Annotated in this window: 18 protein-coding genes and 1 tRNA gene; 11 read left to right on the forward strand and 8 right to left on the reverse strand. The window is 43.0% G+C overall.

Annotated features, from left to right (window positions below):
• Positions 1-84: 84 nt before the first annotated feature.
• From JK628_RS05570 to JK628_RS05580, 3 genes are all read left to right on the forward strand, one after another.
• A complete protein-coding gene (locus JK628_RS05570; protein ID WP_202288356.1) occupies positions 85-948 on the forward strand; it encodes a nuclear transport factor 2 family protein in 864 nt (287 codons plus the stop codon).
• Positions 949-1,248: 300 nt separating this feature from the next.
• The gene (locus JK628_RS05575) at positions 1,249-2,439 is read left to right on the forward strand and encodes an alginate export family protein (RefSeq protein WP_202288357.1); all 1,191 of its coding nucleotides are present in this window, start codon (positions 1,249-1,251) and stop codon (positions 2,437-2,439) included.
• Between the two features lie 299 nt (positions 2,440-2,738).
• Positions 2,739-3,785 carry a hypothetical protein gene (locus JK628_RS05580; RefSeq protein WP_237524154.1) on the forward strand — a complete coding sequence of 349 codons (1,047 nt, stop codon included), beginning with the start codon at positions 2,739-2,741 and terminating at the stop codon, positions 3,783-3,785.
• A 23-nt stretch (positions 3,786-3,808) separates the two neighbouring features.
• On the opposite strand, the gene JK628_RS05585 is transcribed toward JK628_RS05580, so the two are convergent.
• Complete coding sequence (locus JK628_RS05585) at positions 3,809-4,231, reverse strand: hypothetical protein (RefSeq protein WP_237524155.1); 423 nt, start codon at positions 4,229-4,231, stop codon at positions 3,809-3,811.
• A 333-nt stretch (positions 4,232-4,564) separates the two neighbouring features.
• On the opposite strand from JK628_RS05585, the gene JK628_RS05590 reads away from it, so the two are divergent.
• Both JK628_RS05590 and JK628_RS05595 read left to right on the forward strand, forming a co-directional pair.
• Positions 4,565-6,034 carry a carbon starvation CstA family protein gene (locus JK628_RS05590; protein WP_202288358.1) on the forward strand — a complete coding sequence of 490 codons (1,470 nt, stop codon included), beginning with the start codon at positions 4,565-4,567 and terminating at the stop codon, positions 6,032-6,034.
• Positions 6,035-6,161: 127 nt separating this feature from the next.
• A complete protein-coding gene (locus JK628_RS05595; RefSeq protein WP_202288359.1) occupies positions 6,162-6,761 on the forward strand; it encodes an HAD-IB family hydrolase in 600 nt (199 codons plus the stop codon).
• A 152-nt stretch (positions 6,762-6,913) separates the two neighbouring features.
• Here the strand turns inward: JK628_RS05595 and JK628_RS05600 are convergent, their stop codons facing one another.
• The 6 genes from JK628_RS05600 to rpsU all read right to left on the reverse strand — a co-directional run bounded on the left by JK628_RS05600 (position 6,914) and on the right by rpsU (position 12,728).
• Positions 6,914-7,270: a hypothetical protein gene (locus JK628_RS05600; protein ID WP_202288360.1), complete on the reverse strand. Its 357-nt coding sequence runs from the start codon at positions 7,268-7,270 to the stop codon at positions 6,914-6,916.
• Positions 7,271-7,943: 673 nt separating this feature from the next.
• Positions 7,944-8,020, reverse strand: a tRNA-Ile gene (locus JK628_RS05605).
• A 247-nt stretch (positions 8,021-8,267) separates the two neighbouring features.
• The gene (gene rpoD / locus JK628_RS05610; RefSeq protein WP_202288361.1) at positions 8,268-10,100 is read right to left on the reverse strand and encodes an RNA polymerase sigma factor RpoD; all 1,833 of its coding nucleotides are present in this window, start codon (positions 10,098-10,100) and stop codon (positions 8,268-8,270) included.
• 126 nt (positions 10,101-10,226) lie between these two features.
• On the reverse strand, positions 10,227-11,957 hold the full coding sequence (dnaG, locus tag JK628_RS05615) for a DNA primase (RefSeq protein ID WP_202288362.1): 1,731 nt from the start codon (positions 11,955-11,957) through the stop codon (positions 10,227-10,229).
• 104 nt (positions 11,958-12,061) lie between these two features.
• Positions 12,062-12,505, reverse strand: coding sequence for a GatB/YqeY domain-containing protein (locus tag JK628_RS05620; RefSeq protein WP_202288363.1), 444 nt, complete (start codon positions 12,503-12,505; stop codon positions 12,062-12,064).
• 7 nt (positions 12,506-12,512) lie between these two features.
• A complete protein-coding gene (gene rpsU, locus JK628_RS05625) occupies positions 12,513-12,728 on the reverse strand; it encodes a 30S ribosomal protein S21 (protein ID WP_020911290.1) in 216 nt (71 codons plus the stop codon).
• Between the two features lie 228 nt (positions 12,729-12,956).
• Between rpsU and tsaD the strand changes: the two genes are divergently transcribed.
• Complete coding sequence (gene tsaD / locus JK628_RS05630; RefSeq protein WP_202288364.1) at positions 12,957-13,973, forward strand: tRNA (adenosine(37)-N6)-threonylcarbamoyltransferase complex transferase subunit TsaD; 1,017 nt, start codon at positions 12,957-12,959, stop codon at positions 13,971-13,973.
• A gap of 84 nt (positions 13,974-14,057) precedes the next feature.
• On the opposite strand, the gene plsY is transcribed toward tsaD, so the two are convergent.
• The gene (gene plsY / locus JK628_RS05635; protein ID WP_272931646.1) at positions 14,058-14,669 is read right to left on the reverse strand and encodes a glycerol-3-phosphate 1-O-acyltransferase PlsY; all 612 of its coding nucleotides are present in this window, start codon (positions 14,667-14,669) and stop codon (positions 14,058-14,060) included.
• Between the two features lie 312 nt (positions 14,670-14,981).
• Here plsY and folB point away from each other — a divergent pair, with 312 nt between their 5' ends.
• From folB to JK628_RS05660, 5 genes are all read left to right on the forward strand, one after another.
• Positions 14,982-15,335, forward strand: coding sequence for a dihydroneopterin aldolase (gene folB, locus JK628_RS05640; protein WP_202288365.1), 354 nt, complete (start codon positions 14,982-14,984; stop codon positions 15,333-15,335).
• Positions 15,336-15,827, forward strand: coding sequence for a 2-amino-4-hydroxy-6-hydroxymethyldihydropteridine diphosphokinase (gene folK / locus JK628_RS05645; RefSeq protein WP_202288366.1), 492 nt, complete (start codon positions 15,336-15,338; stop codon positions 15,825-15,827). It abuts the gene before it with no gap.
• 24 nt (positions 15,828-15,851) lie between these two features.
• On the forward strand, positions 15,852-16,652 hold the full coding sequence (locus tag JK628_RS05650; RefSeq protein ID WP_202288368.1) for an undecaprenyl-diphosphate phosphatase: 801 nt from the start codon (positions 15,852-15,854) through the stop codon (positions 16,650-16,652).
• Positions 16,653-16,697: 45 nt separating this feature from the next.
• Positions 16,698-17,531, forward strand: a complete 834-nt coding sequence (locus JK628_RS05655) for a putative RNA methyltransferase (protein ID WP_202288369.1) — start codon at positions 16,698-16,700, stop codon at positions 17,529-17,531.
• Positions 17,532-17,632: 101 nt separating this feature from the next.
• The gene (locus tag JK628_RS05660; protein WP_202288371.1) at positions 17,633-18,532 is read left to right on the forward strand and encodes a L,D-transpeptidase family protein; all 900 of its coding nucleotides are present in this window, start codon (positions 17,633-17,635) and stop codon (positions 18,530-18,532) included.
• Positions 18,533-18,648: the final 116 nt, after the last annotated feature.

Raw genomic sequence — 18,648 nt, forward strand, 5'->3', positions numbered from 1 at the left:
TACCATTTGTCAGCTTGATTTCACCTGCTCAACGCCGTGAGCAAACCCTACAATGCCTCCGAATTCAATTGTTAGGGATACACAATGAAAACCCAATTACTTGCAACATTACTGGTTAGCACAAGCCTATTGGCAGGCTGCTCAACTCTTTCTACAGATTCGGAGTCAACAATGGATATTTCAAATAAAATAAAAGCAGTAGCCTTACTTAACGCAATAGAAACAGGTGACAGCAAAGCCATCGGTTATGTGAATTCGAATAACTACACCCAACATAATTTAGCGGTTGCAGACGGTTTAGCTGGATTTGGCGAAGTTTTACAAGCGCTGCCAAAAGGCAGTGCAAAGGTTAATGTGGTACGTGCATTTGAAGATGGCGACTATGTCTTTACGCATACAGATTACAACTTTTTCGGGCCAAAAGTAGGCTTTGATCTATTCCGATTTGAAAATGGTCAAATTGTTGAACATTGGGATAACTTAGCTGAAAAGGCTGAGCAACCTAACCCAAGCGGTAGAACACAATTAGACGGTACAACGACGATAGTAGATTTGGATAAAACGGCAGAAAATAAGCTATTAGTCGCTGACTTTGTGGAGACTATTCTGGTTAATGCTGAGTATAACAAGCTTGCTAAGTATTTTGATGGCGACAATTATTTACAGCATAACACCGCAATCGCTGATGGCTTATCGGGATTAGGTCAAGCAATTGAAGCTATGGGTATACAAGGGATCACCATGGAGTACAGCAAAAGCTATAAAGTACTCGGTGAAGGTAATTTTGTATTAGCCATAAGTGAAGGGCGTTTTGCTGGGGAAGCTACCGCCTATTATGACTTGTTCCGTGTTGAAAATGGTAAAATTGCAGAGCATTGGGATGTAATGGAAACCATATTAAATAAAGAACAATGGAAAAATACTAACGGTAAGTTCGGCAACTTGTAGTCTTAAGTCATATTCAAAGTATGCCTACTCACTGAGTTTAGGCATACTTTGTGTTGGGGAGGGAGGTTTCACTAGTTTTTATCTGTGTTGATATTTACCTCTAGCAGTAATAAAAACTTAAGAGGAATAAGGGTGTACCTATTTGTAGGTATTACTAAATTAGTATGCAGTGATGATCTTGCTCACAATTGCGGAAACAATAATGCAATCATTTAGTAACATTGTTCTAGATCACGTTTTCAAACTGGCATCAGTTTTATAACGTCTCTTGAGAATGATGAAACTAAAGGATTAAAATAAATGAAAGTCAACGCCCTAGCATTAGCCGTACTTGCAAGTTTAACTTCTACTGCCGCCACAGCCGACACGGTTGATCCACTAAAAAAAGCCTTTATTGATGACTCAAAAGTTAAAGTTCAGTTCCGCCTTCGGTTTGAAGATGTCGATGTAGCCAACGTTGACCAGCAGAATCAAACCACCTTGCGTACACGATTAAACTACCAAACTGGCGATATCTATAACCTGTTTGCGGTTGCTGAGATTGATGATGTTCGCTCTACGGATAATGAGTCACTTATTGCCGATTATGCTTATACACAGATTAACCAAGGGTTCATTGGCTATAAAGGTCCAGCCGAAACACTGGCTAAGTTTGGCCGTCAACGTATTCTTCTCGATAATCAGCGTTTTGTTGGTGGCGTAGGTTTCCGTCAGAATGAGCAAACTTATGATGCATTTTCAGTAAAAAATACCGCAATTGAAGGTCTAACAGCTTACTACGCTTATGTTGCTACGGTTAACCGTATCTTCCCAGAAGGCTCAGGTAAAGATGAGCATGAGAATGAAACCAACCTGGTAAACATTAATTACTCAGGCTTAGACTTTGCAAAAATAACAGGTTATGGCTATTTAATTGATAATCAAGACGTTGCAGCGTTCTCAACCGATACCTATGGTATTCGTGCAACGGGTGATGTGAAATTTGACGCACTTAAATTAACTTATGAAGCGGAGTTTGCACAGCAATCTGAAGCGGCCGACAACCCTGTTAGTTATAGTGCTTCTTACTATAAGTTAGCTGCGGGTATTAATTTAGCTAGCTTCGGTTTTAAAGCTGGCTACGAAGTACTTGGTTCTGACGACGGCAAGGCTGGTTTTATCACACCGTTAGCGACCCTACATGCTTTTAACGGTTGGACAGATAAGTTCCTATTCGGTGGTAAAGGTAACTGGGAAAATGGTCTTGTTGATGCCCATGTTATTTTGACGGCAAAAGTTGCAGGTTTAAAACTATTAGCTAAATATCATAAGTTTGATTCAGATTTTGGCGATATCGACATGGGTAAAGAGTGGGGTGTAGCCGCGACTTATCCGTTTGCTAAGCATTATAGTGTTGGTGTTAAGTACGCCAGCTTTAGTGGCGCAGATGCAGGATATGGCTTTTCAAATGATACCGATAAGCTTTGGCTAACTTTACAAGCTAAATATTAATAAGTAATAGATTTGCAGCTGCTAGTATTTCCATGCTGAGGTATAGGATCAATCTAGTTAGCTGCTTGCGCTCCCTTCAGAGCAGGATGGTTATTTTGTTCCTGCTTTTTTTCGTTGCTTTAAAGTTGAAATGTATTGTTGGAGCACTGCCAGATTAAGCTGCAAGGTTTATAGGGCTAACACATTCATTATCAGAGAGTTGATTCTGTTATGGGGAGTTAGATTAGTGTAGCCAAGTTGTGGGTGTTACTATTGCAACAGATGTTCTTGTTGAGAGTATTGTTGAATGGTGTTTGTCATTGAAGTTTAATTCAATCCCTCTTCTCTCTATTGCGAGCTTTATCTTTTTAGCTCCCGTTTTTGCTGCTGACAAAGCATTGTTAGAGTATGACACGCACGTAAAAGCTAACCGTAAAACCGATGCCTCAGATATAACACAAAGCTCGACCGCTGAGAGTGCTATAGACAGCAGTGCGGGTGTAGCACAACAAGATCCCTGTTTTAGCCTATCGCAAAATGATCATGCTATTGATCGAGCCTTTGATTACCTCAACACTAAGTTTTGCCAGCCCGCTATTTGGTTTGATAGTTTTTTTGTCGATGAAAGAGTAGAAGATGATGCGAGAGCCGGTACCATTATTCGCTGGTTTAATGACTTCTCTTTTTACCAGAAGGAGGACTTTAGTTACCGAGCCAACTTTAGTGCGCGCTTAAACTTACCGGGTGTCAATAAACGTCTCAAATTGGTATTAGAAACGTCGGATGAAGACGATCCATTTGCTCCCTCTAAAGGGCCTAATACAGAAAGAGAAGCGGAAGTTGGCCTTCGTTATGACTGGTATGCTAAAGGACGTAGCAGCTTTAATATTCAAGCTAGCTTTAATCCTAAAATTGAGGCTCGCTGGCGCTACACTTATCCATTATCAGAAAGCACCATCACTCGTTTTACCCAAAAACTATATCAAGATAAAAAGGTCACCGGAGAGTCTAGTGAACTGGATATAGAGCATTCATTTAATGAAACTTTCTTAATTCGCTGGAGTGGCGCCGCTCAATACGAATCTCGTGGTATTGGCTGGGAGTTAGGATCGAGCGTCCAGCTTTATCAATATATCAGCAGCAAGCAGGCGATTAGTTATCAAGGGGCAATACACAGTGTCGATGAGTCCTACTACTACATTAAGAACGCCAATATCGGTTTAACTTACAGGCAGAATTTTGCCCGAGATTGGCTGTTTTTTTCAGTGACACCGGAATATAACTGGAGCAAAGAAAATGCCGAGTCTGAACGTATTAATCAGGTAGTCATCACCTTAACGTTAGAGATTTTATTTAACAATGTATAGCCATCGCTGGATCTTGATTGTCATCAGTCCACAATAATGACAGCGTCGGATATTACAATTTGATCTAACTCTGGCTCTAACTCTGCTTCCTGTGATGGCGGTTGCTGTGTTTGTTCAGCTAAAATAACCAAGCTATCGGTATAGGAAAATCCATAACCATAACCACCTTCGGTCGTGACGCCACTGCCAAGCAGATGATTATCACTGACGTGATCACTAAAATGATAATCACCTGAGGTTATCGAGGTGATCTGCATAACGCGATAACCTTGTTGATTTAGGCTTTCAATCGCTTGTTGCAGGTCATTATTCAACCTTTCTGAGTCGACCTTACAGTTTGAGTATTCCCATTCAGAGGTTTTAGGTTTAGCAGCCCACATCTCTTCACGCTTATCAGTCTCAATTTTTGCAAAGTAGCTCTTTACTAATATGCTCTTTTGTTTCATGTGCTTGTTCATTATCTCGTTAGATTTGTTGTCTAAATCTACCCTATTTGGATGAGCGTAGGAATGATTTGCTTAATGTTATGTTGAATTTTATCGATTGAGTTTTTTACATCAGAGATAAACACTTATTTAACGTCAGTCGTTAATCGGCGAGTGTGATTATTTTTAGGTTTAGGTATTTCATTATCTAAATAGCAAATTAAATATTCTATGTTAAAAAATGGAAAATGCGAACCCGACCTAGGTCTAACACTTTGTTACTTGACCGCACTATAGGATGTGCCTGACACTTTAATCACAATAATTACCCTACAAAAAATGGATTAACAAAAAATGCTAATTTTCTTTATTTGTATTGCGCTGTTAGTGCTCGCTTACAAGTTCTACAGCCCGTTTGTAGAGCGCCAAGCAGGGATAGACCCTAAAGCTCAAACGCCTCAAGCTCGTTTTGACGACGGGGTGGACTACGTCAAAGTTCATCCTGTTAAAGCTTACCTGATTCAATTTCTGAATGTGGCTGGTGTAGGACCGATATTTGGGCCTATCTTAGGCGCATTGTATGGACCCATAGCACTGGTATGGATAGTGCTAGGTAATATCATTGGTGGTGCTGTACATGACTATTTCTCAGGTGTTTTAAGCATTAAAGAGGACGGTAAGAGTCTTCCTGAAATTGCAGGGCACTATTTTAATGTTTACTTCAAAGGCGTAATGCTCGTCTTTACCGCGATGTTGTTATTCTTTGTCGGTGTTGTATTTATCATGAGCCCTGCCGGGCTGTTAAGTAGCTTGGATTACTTTGAAGGTACTATTTTTGCCAATAATACTTTTTGGGTGTTGGCAATTTTAGGTTATTACTTTTTAGCGACTATGTTACCTATCGATAAAATCATCACTAAGCTCTATCCATTCTTTGGTTTATTGATGATAGTGATGACTCTCTCTATTGCAGTGGCACTGCTAATTAGTGCGCCACAGCTACCTGAGGTTGGTGATATTTTTGCTTACTTCGACCATAGTCATTATAACAATGATCTTTTAGCGCCTAATCCTGATGGTTTACCTGTGTGGCCGCTGCTATTTGTGACGATTACTTGTGGTGCGATTAGTGGCTTTCATTCAACCCAAGCCCCGATCATGGCGCGTTGTTTAACCAATGAGAAATATGTTCGTCCGGTTTACTATGGTGCGATGATGTCTGAAGGTATTGTAGCTTGTGTTTGGGCGTTGGCGGGTATTGCGGCGTTCCCTGGTGGCTATGTAGAGCTTAAGAGTATTCTCGATGCTGGCGGCCCAGGTCTTGTTGTGAATCAAGTCGCTTCAACTTACCTCGGTGTAGCTGGTGGTATTATGGCGATTATCGCGGTGGCGATATTCCCAATTACTTCGGGTGATACTGCATTCCGTTCATTACGTTTAACCATTACAGACGCATTTAAGATCCCACAAAGCATGCGTAACCGTTTGCTTTTAGCTATTCCAATTTTAATCATTGCCTATTTTATGACTAAAATTGATTTCTCATTGATTTGGCGCTATTTCGCATTCTCCAACATGCTGCTGTCTACTAGTGTGCTGTGGTTAGCGACTAAGTATTTGTTCGACCGCGGCACATTCCACTGGATCGTGAGCTTACCAGCTATTGTTGGAACGAGTATCACTGTGTCATATATTATGACGGCAGGGATTGGTTTAGGCTTGCCTCAATCCATGAGTCAGCCAGCGGGTATTGCAGTGGGGGTGATTTGTTTAATTGGACTGGTTTTAGCCCACCAAAAACGTAAAGTTATCGCCGAGTCATAACGCAACCTCTATGTGTTAAAGGGCTGCCATGGCAGCCCTTTTTATTATCACTTATATTAGCCATTAACCCAGTGATTGATTATTGAGTTACTCTTGCAACATGGATTGTTTACTAGAGGAGTACTGCTTGAAACTTGCCCTATTTGATTTTGATGGCACGCTAACCCGCCATGACATGTATACGCGTTTTATCCTTTATTCAGCTAGCCCTGTGCGTCTGGTACTCGGTTCTATTTTCCTTTCTCCTTTGTATGCACTTTATCGGTTACGGATCATCCCCGCGAGAAAGCTACGACCTTTGGTTAGCTACTGTGCTTTTGTGGGCAGAGATAAAGCGGTTATAACCACTCTGGGTAAACAGTACGCGCTCAATGTTATTCCGCTCTCTATTCGCCCCGAAATGCTCGCTGCGCTAAAACGGCACCAAGCCGAGGGTGCTGATGTGGTATTGGTATCAGCCTCGTTAGATCTCTATCTACGACCATGGTGTGAATCAATGGGAATAACGCTAATCTGCAGTGAAATGTCGGTTAAGAGGGGACGCTACAGCGGGTTTTATGTCTCCGGTGATTGTAGCTGTGAGATGAAAGCAACCAAGGTGCAAACCCAGTTTACATTGAGCGATTATGCTGAAGTTTTTGCCTATGGAGATACCGACGAAGATTTGGCTATGTTAGCAATAGCGGATCATGCCTTTATGAATGGTATAAAGCATGGATCTAATTGACCGGCTGGGAGTAAGAGTTCGCCGGCATAACATCACCTTGTGTAGAGTCGTAAAACATCAAATGCAGTTTGATGCCTTACTCACTCATAATACGGCCAAAAAATTTAGTTTGCCGAAAGCGGCTGTATGAATCTAACTAATAAAGTTACCGCTTACATTTCTTCAGTAACAGTACAAAGGCCAATAACAGCGTCTTCGCCGTAGACTTGTACTGTTGCGCGTAACGCGTGGTCAGCGAGTGGATACTGGCTGTAGTATAGATAGGTAGGTGTTTCGCTAATGTCTTTACCATCAACGCCATCGATGCGGTAGATGTTACTTAGCACTGCTGATTTGTAACCACCATCAATCTTAACAATTGACTCATTTGAACGTAAGATTTCAATATTGGTCATATTGATATCGTCACCACCGGTGACCTTACATTTTAGATCACTTGCCTGTGCAGTACCTGTTATCGCTGCCATGCTCAAGGTTGAAGCGAGTAGTAGTTTATTGAATGTGTTCATTGGGTGTTACCTCATTATTTTAAATTGGTTCATATCTGACATGGTAGCTTGCAATGCTAACTAATATTAGCCTTGAATTACGCTAGTCGAAAAAACTAGGTATTAGTCAAGCTGAATATTCGTTAAAGCTTATCTATTGCTTTGATGTTACTTTAAAAATAGCTTATCGCACCATGCTTAGCCCTGTTTTGTGAACTGAGTCATCAGCTAAGCTGCATTTAAATTGAATGTTAAGTTAAGAGGCTGAAAATAGGGCATATAACCGCATTAACCCTAGGGGGATTTAAACAATCAGTCTCCTCTTTTTAATCTTAAATTCAGAAGTCAGTTCGAATTGGCTTTAGGGTTTATAGGTCACTAAATTATAGACATGAAAAGCTGCTAGAGTGTTTTTAAGCAGGCTATCAAAGTTAGCGCCACTCCAAGACTCGAACTGCATTAGTTGATGACGATTATGCTCTTTGGCTTAGCTGCGTTTCCCCAGCCTAGGAATTCCAGACATGAAAAAGCCGTATGAATTTCTCCATACGGCTTATCAAAATTGGTGGCCCTCCCAGACTCGAACTGCGTGCATTGATGACGATTATGCTCTTTGGCTTAGCGGCGTTTTCCCAGCCTAGGAATTCCAGACATGAAAAAGCCGCTTGAATAAATTCAAGCGGCTTATCAAAATTGGTGGCCCCTCCCAGACTCGAACTGGGGACCTGACGATTATGAGTCGTATGCTCTAACCAACTGAGCTAAGGGGCCGACTTAAGATAGTCGTCACTACCGAAAGCGAAAAGAAGTATACGAGGTTTAAAAGCGCTTGTCACCTGAGTTTTTCGTAGAATCCACCTCTAACTGCTCAACTGCTTATCTGTTAATCAATATCCAGCCGATTCGCTTGAATTGATACAAAAAAAGCTGCCAATTGGCAGCTTTTTAATCAGACTTTGAGTCTTGAGTTTAAGACTATTCGCCCTAAGTTTAAGGCTACTCGTCTCTTACTCTTAGACTATTCGTCTAGGAAAGACTTCAAAATCTCTGAACGAGAAGGGTGACGCAATTTACGTAGCGCTTTCGCTTCAATCTGACGAATACGTTCACGGGTTACATCAAACTGCTTACCTACTTCTTCCAACGTGTGGTCGGTGTTCATGTCGATACCGAAACGCATACGCAGTACTTTAGCTTCACGAGCGGTTAAGCCAGCAAGTACTTCGTGTGTTGCATTACGCAAGCTTTCACCTGTCGCTGAGTCCAATGGCAACTCAAGAGTCGTATCTTCAATAAAGTCACCTAAGTGCGAATCTTCATCGTCACCAATTGGTGTTTCCATGGAGATAGGCTCTTTAGCAATCTTTAGTACCTTACGGATCTTGTCTTCAGGCATTAACATGCGCTCAGCAAGCTCCTCAGGAGAAGGTTCACGGCCCATCTCTTGTAACATTTGACGAGAGATACGGTTTAGCTTGTTGATCGTCTCAATCATATGTACAGGAATACGGATGGTTCTTGCTTGGTCAGCAATTGAACGAGTGATAGCCTGACGGATCCACCATGTTGCATAAGTTGAGAACTTATAACCACGACGGTATTCAAACTTATCAACCGCTTTCATCAAACCGATGTTACCTTCTTGAATTAGATCCAAGAACTGTAGGCCACGGTTGGTATACTTTTTAGCGATAGAAATTACTAGACGTAAGTTCGCTTCAACCATCTCTTTCTTCGCACGACGAGCTTTTGCTTCACCGATGGACATACGACGGTTAATATCTTTTATCGCACCAATAGCTAGGCCAGTTTCTTTCTCAATGGCATCAAGCTTTGAACGACAACGTTGCACGTCAAACGAGACGACTTTTAAGCCTTCAGCATATGACTTGCCAGATGCGAGCTCTTCGTTGAACCACTCAATGCTGCTTTCGTTGCTGGTATAAGCCTTAACGAAGTTTTTCTTTGGCATTTTTGCTTGTTCGACACAAAGTTTCATGATCAAACGTTCTTGAACACGGACTTTGTCCATCATGGCGCGCATGCTTTTAACTAAGCGGTCAAACTGCTTAGGCATTAAGCGGAACTCTTTAAAGATCTCGCCGATTTCAAATAGTGCGACAGTCGACTCTGGGTGACCACGACCTTTTATCGAGATGATCTCTAATGCTCTTTCATGAGCTAGACGAAGCGTAGTGAATTTCTCTTTAGCTTCTTCAGGATCGGGACCTTTTGGACCTTCCTCTTCTTCATCTTCGTCGTCATCTTTGTCATCAGCATTTTCTAATTCTGCTTCAGACAGAGCTGAACCGACGTGAGTTGCTGCTGGAGCAACATCTTCAGCATTTGGATCGATAAAGCCAGAGATGATGTCAGATAGTCTAACTTCTTCCGCTTCATAACGATCGAATTGCTCAAGGATCATCGAAATTGCTTGCGGGTATTCGGCGACCGAAGCCTGAACCGTGTTGATCCCTTCTTCAATACGCTTAGCGATTACAATCTCGCCTTCACGGGTCAGTAGTTCAACGGTACCCATTTCACGCATGTACATACGTACTGGATCGGTAGTACGACCTAGTTCAGCTTCTACTGTAGCCAGTGCGGCGGCAGCTTCTTCGGCAGCATCATCATCGGTGCTGTCTTCAGACATCATGATTTCATCAGCATCCGGAGCCTGTTCATAGACTCGAATACCCATGTCATTGATCATCTGGATAATATCTTCGATCTGGTCTGAGTCGACCATGTCAGCAGGTAGGTGATCGTTCACTTCTGCATAGGTTAAATAACCTTGCTCTTTACCTTTAGCAAGCAACAATTTAAGTTGCGACTGCGGAGTATGATCCATAGATATCATCCAAGTTGGGAAACAGTTAAAACGACGGGCAAAAAACAGCCACGCAAGTCGTTAATTATAGCCTTCGGTTCTACGCTGTGCTAGTCCAAGTGTTTACTTTTGAGGCAGAAACTACCTTTAAGCTTGCTTTTGGATCACTGCGATTAGCTTTTTAAGCTGCAACCGTTCTTCTTTCGTGTGGTTCTGTTTTAAACTCAGCTGTTGATAACGTTGCTCAATATACTGGTTATTTAGCCACACGAGTGTACCTTTTAACTCTCGGAGCAAGTTTTCGTCCGCCACTTGATGATCCCATTGGGTCAGTTTTTTTAGGGTGCTGAATTTATTATCGCCCCTGAACTGTTCAAGTAGTTGTGCGCTGCTCATGACTTTGCCGCGAGTTAAATCTAATACAAGGGTTAGCAAATCAATGCCAGCCATCTGTATATGTTTTAGCGCTGGTTGCTCTGGTAATTTCTCACCCAAGCGTGGATGTTGTACCAACAATGCGATGGCTAATCTCATTGGGGTGCCACGTCCTTTTAACGCTTTGTGCTGTTTAGGCTTATCGGCCGTCTTAGTCGAAAAGTTAAATTTCCGTTTAAGCTCGTCAGCACCGTTCATTCTTAGCTTGTGTGCCAAATCTTCAAGCAGTAGACTTTGTAATACAGTGTCTTGCACTTTTTCTATAAGTTTAATGGCATTTTTAGCCAAAACACTTTTGTCTTCTTTGCCAAATTTTTTCGCCAAGTTTTCAAACATAAACTCAGGTAGCGCCATGGCTTGGGCTATATTTTCTTCGAACTTCTCTTTACCAATCTGTCTAACTAGCGTGTCTGGATCTTCGCCTTCAGGCAGGAACATAAAGCGAACCTGATTACCTGGTTTCAATAGTGGTAACGCAGTTTCAAGCGCACGCCAAGCCGCCTCTTTACCCGCTTTATCGCCGTCGTAACAGCAGATCACTTCTTTGGCACTACGTAACAATAACTGAAATTGATCCGCCGTTGTCGACGTGCCTAATGAGGCTACTGCATAATCAACGTCAAATTGTGCCAGTGCAACCACATCCATATAGCCTTCAACAATGAGTACTTGTTGTGGATCACGGTGACGCTGCTTTAGCTCATATAATCCGTAGAGCTCATGGCCCTTATGAAATATGGGCGTTTCTGGAGAATTCAAGTACTTTGGCGTACCTTCTCCTAAAACTCGACCACCAAAGCCGATGACTCGTCCACGTCTATCCCTGATTGGGAACATTAGTCGGTCGCGGAATCGGTCATATCGCTTACCACTGTCATTTTCAATGACCATACCGGCAGTAAGCAGTTTGTTCTGTGAATCTTGATTCTGACGATAGCGGCTTAACAGGCCATCCCAACCATCGGGGGCAAAGCCAATATTAAAGTGTTCAACTACGTCTTTTGAAAGTCCTCGATGAGATAAATAATCGAGCACTTTTTGTTTGTCATTGTGTTGTCTTAGCTGACTTTGGAAGAATAAACTTGATTCCTCCATCAGTTGGTATAAATCGCGACTTAACTCTTGATCGCGAGGCTTACCTGTACCTTGTTCCTGAGGAACTTCAAGTCCTAGCTGTCCGGCGAGTTCTTCAATCGCATCCACGAAGTCGAGTCGGTCATATTCCATGACAAAATCAATAACATTTCCGTGTGCGCCGCAGCCAAAACAATGATAAAACTGCTTGTCTCTGCTAACGGTGAAAGAGGGAGATTTTTCGCTATGAAAAGGACAACAGGCAGAGTGATTTTTACCCGCCTTCTTTAGGGGCACTTTAGGGTCGATTAAGTCGACAATGTCGGTGCGAGCTACTAGCTCATTGATAAAATCACGAGGTATCGCCATTAGTGTTGTTAAATGCCGCCTTTAATTACGTGAAGTTAAATTAGAGAAAAACGAAAACAAACAAGCCGCGCAAAAGCACGGCTCATTCATCATTAAAACTAAAACTACTTGAGTTTTGCACGGATCATAGCGCCAATTGCCGCCATATCTGCTCTACCCATTACTTTCGGTTTTAATGATCCCATCACTTTACCCATGTCCGCCATGGAGGATGCGCCCATCTCTAAGATGCTAGCATCAACTAACGCAACAATTTCCTCTTCAGTAAGAGGCTGAGGCAAGAAGTCTTCAAGTACTTGAATCTCTTCTGCTTCTTTTTGCGCTAATTCGTCACGACCTGCTGCTTCATATTGAGCAATAGAATCGCGACGCTGTTTAACCATTTTGGTTAAGACCGCTATAGCTTGGTCGTCATTCAAAGATTCGCGGGTATCCACTTCAATTTGTTTGACGGCGGCTAGTGCCATACGAATAGTCCCCAAGCGTACCTTTTGTTTGGCACGCATGGCGTCTTTCATCTGTTCTTTTAGCTGATCAATTAGGCTCATAATGAGATTAGTATAAACGTACGCGACGTGCGTTTTCGCGAGAAAGCTTCTTAGCAAGACGCTTGATAGCAGCGGCTTTAGCACGTTTACGTGCAGTAGTTGGCTTCTCGTAGAACTCACGAGCACGAACGTCAGCTAAGATACCAGCTTTTTCACAAGAGCGCTTGAAACGACGTAGAGCTACGTCGAATGGTTCGTTTTCACGTACTTTAATAATTGGCATTAGCCATCACCCCTTAGGTGTCGGTTGCATTGAGACAATTACTTGACTCAGATAATTTAAAAATGGTGCGGAATTCTATACCGACTCTGCCCCAGTTGTAAACCCCTTATAGCGATCAGAATGACGTCTATTTAGCAATAATGCGCTTAGAACGTTATCGGGCTATGGAGTAATTAAAGCACAGCAGGTAGAATTGGCGGCAATTATATGAAGTAAAGATGAGAGAAAATGCGGGTTTTAGGAATAGAGACATCTTGTGATGAAACAGGAATAGCAGTTTATGATGATAACAAAGGGCTTCTGTCACATACCCTTTATAGTCAGGTAAAATTGCATGCAGACTACGGCGGCGTAGTGCCTGAGTTGGCGTCTCGGGATCATGTTCGTAAAATAGTACCGTTAATTCGTCAAGCATTGGCTGATGCCGATATGACGATTGAAGATATCGATGGTATCGCTTATACCAAAGGCCCCGGACTTATTGGTGCGTTACTCGTTGGGGCATGTGTTGGTCGCGCGTTAGCTTTCTCCTGGGATAAACCTGCCATTGGGGTGCATCACATGGAGGGGCATTTATTAGCGCCAATGTTAGAAGATGACGCTCCAGAATTTCCCTTCCTTGCGTTGTTGGTTTCCGGTGGACACTCGATGTTGGTCGGTGTTGAAGGCATCGGTCGCTACGAAGTATTAGGTGAGTCAGTTGATGACGCCGCGGGTGAAGCATTCGACAAAACAGCTAAATTGTTAGGACTCGATTATCCCGGTGGGCCGAGATTGGCAAAATTGGCCGCTAAAGGTGTTGCAAAGAGCTATCGCTTTCCAAGACCAATGACTGATAAACCTGGGCTTAATTTTAGTTTTTCTGGTTTAAAAACCTTTGCAGCCAACACAATTGCAGCAGAACCTAAAGATGAGCAAACCCGCGCGAATATAGCTTGTGCCTTTGAAGAAGCGGTTGTCGACACGTTAGCGATAAAGTGTAAACGCGCATTAAAACAGACAGGTTATCAACGTTTAGTGATAGCGGGCGGTGTTAGCGCTAATACTCGCTTGCGCGCCTCGCTCGCTGAGATGATGCAGAACCTCGGTGGTAGAGTGTATTACCCTAGAGGTGAGTTTTGTACTGATAACGGCGCTATGATCGCATATGCGGGCTTACAGCGCTTAAAGGCGGGTCAAACTGACGACTTAAGCGTTAAAGGTCAACCAAGATGGCCTTTAGACACCTTAGAGCCTATCGATTGATCTCGCTTAGTCGATAATGACGGCGCTGTTAAGCGCCGTTTTTTTATGCCGTTTTCTAGTGCAGGCTTGGATATTTAGTTTGGCTTAAGAAGTTTTATTGCGGCGCTTGCGTGACACTTTAGACTCTTCACCTTTAAGTAAACGCTTAATATTGTCTTTATGACGGATAACGATCAGTGTCGATAGCATTGCCACTGGGATGGTAAATCTATCGTCAAGCCACCAGGTGTATACTGGCGCGAGCAATGCTGTGCAAATAGCCGCAAAAGAGGAGTAGCGAGTGATTAGCACTATTACCGCCCATGTCAGCATCAAGAAAAGTGCAAGAAAGTGGCCAATGGGAGCCATAGCGCCAAATGCTGTCGCAACACCTTTTCCGCCCTTAAATCCAAAAAAGATGGGAAAGATGTGACCTAGGCAGGCAGCAATAGCGATAACTCCGAGCGCGATGGGATCGACACCTAATCTAAAGGCAAGATAAGCAGGGGCAGCGCCTTTGAGCATGTCGAAGAAAAGTACCAGTATGGCTGAACTAGCGCCGCCAATTCGCAGTACATTGGTGGCTCCGGGGTTGCCTGAACCTGCGGTTCTGGGATCGGGTAGACCGCGCATTTTACACACGAGTACAGCACTCGATATTGAGCCTGCCAAATAGGCGCCCACTATCATCATTATTGTTAGCACTGTTGTGGTCAAATTGGTTTCCTTATCCGTCTTAGGGTATTATCGCGCCACACAAAAAAATGCTCTTTAGACTCAGCTGACCGGCTTGTATATTCGTGAGCTAATTGGAGCACTAAAGACAGCTTCTGAATGCTTTATTCGCTACCTTGCATATAAAGCTGCTGTTTTTATAAATTCTTTGTTTACGGGAAATTATCCTACTTGGATTTTCTCTCGTTCGAAAGAGCCATAGAGTAATATCTTAGCTTTGCGACGGATTATATCCTTTTTGTTCGCTTTAGCTTATCAGACCTCAGTGGCAAATATTAAGGTTTTGGAGGGAACGTGGATAAAGTACTGATTAGAGAGCTTAAAATAGAAACCGTCATTGGGATCTATGACTGGGAAAAGCAGATCCATCAAACCTTGTTACTGGATTTAGATATGGCTTGGGATAATCGCTTAGCCGCTGCGAGTGACGCTTATGAAAATGCGTTGTGCTACGAAACCGTGTCAAATCGACTCACGGCTTTGATCACGGAAAAGCCTATAGAGCTTATTGAGACGGTTGCTGAGCGTGTCGCACATTGCGTTATGTCCGAATTTAACGTGCCATGGGTAAAGGTGAAAGTAATGAAGCCAGGCGCGCTACCTACGGCTGTGGCTGTTGGTGTTGAAATTGAAAGAGGTCATGCATAGATGGCTAGGGTTTACATTAGTTTAGGCAGCAACATTGAGCCTATTCGTTATCTTAAGGCGGCCTTAATTGATCTGGAACTCCATTTTGATGAGCTGCAGCTTTCATCAGTTTTTGAAAGCGAAGCGGTAGGGTTTGACGGTACCAATTTTCTTAATATGGTGGTGGCAGCGAGCACGACGCTGCCAATAGAGGCTGTTGTTGCGAGGTTTAAGCTGATTGAACAAGACCATGGCCGTGTTAAAGGGGCTAAGAAGTTTGCTGCAAGGACATTAGATCTCGACTTGCTACTTTATGATGATGTGGTTTGTCAGGCACCAATAGCGTTGCCGCGAGCAGAGATTTTGTACAACGCATTTGTGCTTTGGCCGCTGGCTGAAATTGCACCGCAGCTAACTCACCCCGTAACAAACGAGTCATATCAAATCCTTTGGGATAAATATGACAAGACTCAACAAAATTTATGGCCTATTGAGTTCGACTGGTCAGCATAAAGCGCTGTTAGATATAGGATAGTTATGGACACTTTTCAGGTGATTATATTGGCGCTGATCCAGGGCCTCACCGAGTTTTTACCGATTTCAAGCTCTGCACACCTTATTTTGCCTGCTCAGTTGTTGGATTGGCAAGATCAAGGCTTATCGTTTGATGTTGCAGTCAATACTGGCTCGCTGCTGGCCGTGGTTATGTATTTTCGTAAAGAGCTACTTTCCATGTTTAAGGCGTGGACTGGCAGCATTGTCAGTGGTAAGCAAACCGAAGAGAGTAAGTTGTCTTGGTGGATTATCTTAGCCACCATTCCAGCTGTAATTGTTGGCTTTACGGCAAAAGACTTTATTGCAACTCATCTGCGTAATATAGAAGTGATAGCGGCAACGACGATCATTTTTGGTTTACTACTTTGGTGGGCTGATAGAATGCAGCGCCAGGGCTTTAATGAGTTTCAAGTGGGTTGGAAGAAGGCGCTTATTATTGGTGTAGCACAGGCGATGGCGCTTATTCCAGGTACATCACGATCTGGCGCTACCATTACGGCAGCGTTGATGCTTGGCTTAAGCCGCGAAGCTGCAGCAAGGTTTTCATTTTTAATGTCGGTACCTGTTAGCCTAGGTGCGGCAATTTTAGTGACTAAGGATCTTATTTCCAGTGGTCAGGCTATCGACTATCAAGCGCTAGGATTAGGCATTGTCGTGTCATTTGCAGCAGCCTATCTTTGCATCCACTATTTCTTGAAAATAATCAGCAAAATGGGCATGACGCCGTTTGTTATTTACCGTCTAGTTTTAGGGGCGGTATTGTGTGGCTTTATCTTCCTATAAAGCTAGATACTTTTATCTCTTATTTTTTTAAACAGCGAGCGTGTCATGAACAGTATCTATCTTTGTCCTACTTGCCAATCACCATTAATGGTGCACGAAGAGTCAAAAGGGCTGCATTGTGAAAACAAGCACCACTTTGACAAAAATGAGCAGGGCTATTGGCTCTTTGGGCAGGTAAAAAAACCTAAAATAGACTCTCGAGCGGTTATGCGTGCTAAGCGTTACGTGCTTGAGTCTGGGATCTATGTGCCGCTGGCAGAGAAGCTGGCTGAGATGATAGCTAATCTGCCTCAGTTTGCAGCAGAAGCGACATTATCGCAGTTAGATTATGATTGTGGCGAAGGTTATTTTTTAAGAACAGTTAAGGATATCTTAACTGAACAACAACCTGAAACAGCGCTTGAACAAACAGGGATCTCAGAGGCGGAAAATGCCATCTTCGCGGCGGCAAAGTCACAAACCGGGCCAACGTATATCGTTTCAAATTTAAAACATCTGCCGATAAAGGATGAAAGCTTTGACCTGATCACCTTAATCGACAAGCCTCTTAAGGGAAAGGAGCTCACTCGAGTGCTTAAGCAGGAGGGGATTTTATTGCAGGTCGCAGCAGGCCCTAGACACTTATGGCAAATAAGAGAGTTTATCTACCCAGATCTGAGTGAAAAGCCTGTTAGTAATAATCTACCGAAAGAGCTTGAACTATTAAACAGTGAACGCCTATCGATCACAGTGAATGTCTCAGGAGAGCAAGCTATCGCACTTCTTGAGATGACGCCCTATGCCTGGCGTGCTAATGACAATGTGCGGCATCATATCCAAAATGCAAAGTTTGACTCGTTAGAGATAGACTTTGTGATTAACTTGATGACTAGAAAATAGTCGCGACTCAGGGTAATCTTTATATATACCCATCCCACTGAATCCTGCATTTACAGGTAAGATGGGGATACATATTCACTCCAATGGAACTCTAAATACTGATGATGCGTATATTGCTGTTGTTCATCTTAGCTGCTTCGCCGCTATTTTCATTTGCTAATGTTTATCAAATTCCCCAAGGCGGCAGTCGTTTGGTTGGCGACTTACAAGAGCATTTGGTTAAAAAGGGTGACTATTTTCAAACTATCTCTAAACAGTACAACATTGGTATTTTGGAGTTAATGGAATCTAACCCTGGCGTTGACCCTTTCCTACCAACGCCTGGAAGCCGCTTATTGATCCCTACGCAAATGTTGCTACCGGATGTACCTCATAAAGGGGTGGTGATTAACTTGGCAGAACTAAGACTGTACTACTTTCCAAAAGGCGGTCAGGAAGTACATGTTTTTCCAGTAGGAATTGGAAGGATTGGCCGTGAGACACCGGAGATGGTGACTAAGATTAAATCTCGCATTCCGAATCCAAGTTGGACACCACCAGCAAGCATTCGAAAAGAGCATTTAGAAGAGCGCGGCGAAGTGTTACCAAGAGTGGTGCTTGCTGGTCCTGATAATCCGCTAGGCAAATTTGCGATTCAGCTGTCTTACGGTGATGGAAGTTATCTTATTCACGGTACCAATAAAGACTTCGGCGTTGGCATGCGTGTGAGTGCTGGTTGTATTCGACTTAATCCAGATGATATTGAATGGTTATTTAATAAAGTTAAGTATGGTGAAACTGTCACTATCATTAACCAAACTGTCAAAACCTCAGCAGAACCTGACGGGCAGCAATTAATCGAAGTTCACTCGCCATTGTCTGAATCTGAAGAGCAAAGTAGTCGATTGATTGAGATGAATCGCGATGTGGTTGAGTTTATTGGTCAAGATGATGTCGATTACACCAAAGCCAATGATGCGTTACTGACGCAAAGTGGCATTCCAACTAATATTCAAATCTAGCGTTAACGATAGATTGATTAAGGCGTCCATCTTGGGCGCTTTTTTATGGTTGCTGGAAAGTGAACGCTTGGGTCAAGAGGATTGAGAGGCTGTAGTTTAGAGCTGATAAATTTAAG

Source organism: Shewanella sp. KX20019 (genome assembly GCF_016757755.1).
GTDB lineage: Bacteria > Pseudomonadota > Gammaproteobacteria > Enterobacterales > Shewanellaceae > Shewanella.